The sequence below is a fragment of the Allobosea sp. NPDC055332 genome (assembly GCF_053645455.1).
Genome location: NZ_JBSHMO010000046.1, coordinates 1 through 1,003, shown reverse-complemented (window position 1 = coordinate 1,003; position 1,003 = coordinate 1). Strand labels below are relative to the sequence as shown.

3 protein-coding genes are annotated in these 1,003 nt (G+C 53.6%); all 3 read right to left on the bottom strand.

Going from position 1 to position 1,003, the window contains the following annotated elements:
* Nucleotides 1–300, bottom strand: a 300-nt coding sequence (locus tag ACWIGM_RS31605; protein ID WP_454029874.1) for a hypothetical protein, incomplete at its 3' end; no start/stop codon positions are given.
* Nucleotides 301–441: 141 nt separating this feature from the next.
* A complete protein-coding gene (locus ACWIGM_RS31600) occupies nucleotides 442–711 on the bottom strand; it encodes a phage tail assembly protein (protein ID WP_000661054.1) in 270 nt (89 codons plus the stop codon).
* Nucleotides 711–1,003 (bottom strand): phage tail tube protein (locus ACWIGM_RS31595; protein WP_222694612.1); only part of this gene is annotated, 293 nt, incomplete at its 5' end. The genes ACWIGM_RS31595 and ACWIGM_RS31600, both read right to left, overlap by 1 nt.

Here is a 1,003-nt window from a genome sequence, read left to right as displayed (position 1 = left end):
ACCGGGTAGCTGATTACCCAGGCCAATAGCCAGTTTATTGATGTCCTGAAAGCTCTTTCCAACCTCGCCGTTCGCATCCATCATGGCGACTTTCAGCCCGGTGGCGGCGTTTTCCTGATCGGCATAAGATTTCAGGGAAAGCGTCAGACCCGCTGCCAGTCCGCCTCCAAGCGCCAGCCCACCCTGTGACGCTTCTTCCGCCTGGCGTTTAAATCCCCGGATTTTCTTTTGCATTTTCGACAGCGCGGGAGAAAGCCTGTCGACACCGGTGATCAACGCCTTAAGCTCAAATTCCGCCATGTGCGCGTTTCTCCTGCTCTATCCTGTTTGCCTGACTGACCAGCAAGGGAATTTCACTGATCGGCATATTCAGCAATTCGAAGGGATTAATGCGCCAGTAGCTGGCGCAGTCAAAGAAGCGATCAGTGAGGTATTCAGCCGTCAGGCCTGGAGGAAAAAACCAGCCACAAGCCACGCCGCTGCATTCAGGTCTGCCGGAGACATCTGGTCGACAGAGCTTTGCGGCACTTTCGCCAGCCGCACAATGTATTTCGATACAACATGCGCCAGAAGTCTGACGGACTCATCCTGATTCATCTGGTAGGGATACCCCAGCTCGCGGACATCTTTCCCGGTGGGCTCATCAAACTCCAGTACGGAGAGTGTCTCGCCATGAGCGGTAATCGGTTTCTTTAACTCAAGCTCTTTCATTACTGGTAATCCCCTTCTTCACCGTGGAACTCAAGATCAACCGTGCCTTCTTCGGCATTATGGTTCGCTTCGCCGTGCAGCCAGGCTGACGACAATACATAGACCTGACCGTTCGCCAGCTCAGCAGTGATGGTCATCTCATCAGACGAGGTGATTTTGCTCACCGGAAAATTCTTCGGCACCTTGAAGGTCCCTTTGACATAAGGCGCACGGTGAGTTTCCTTGCGGTCCACTGAACCGTCCAGGCCGATGATGTCATCATTGACCGTCCTGTTCATGGGCACCTCAATGC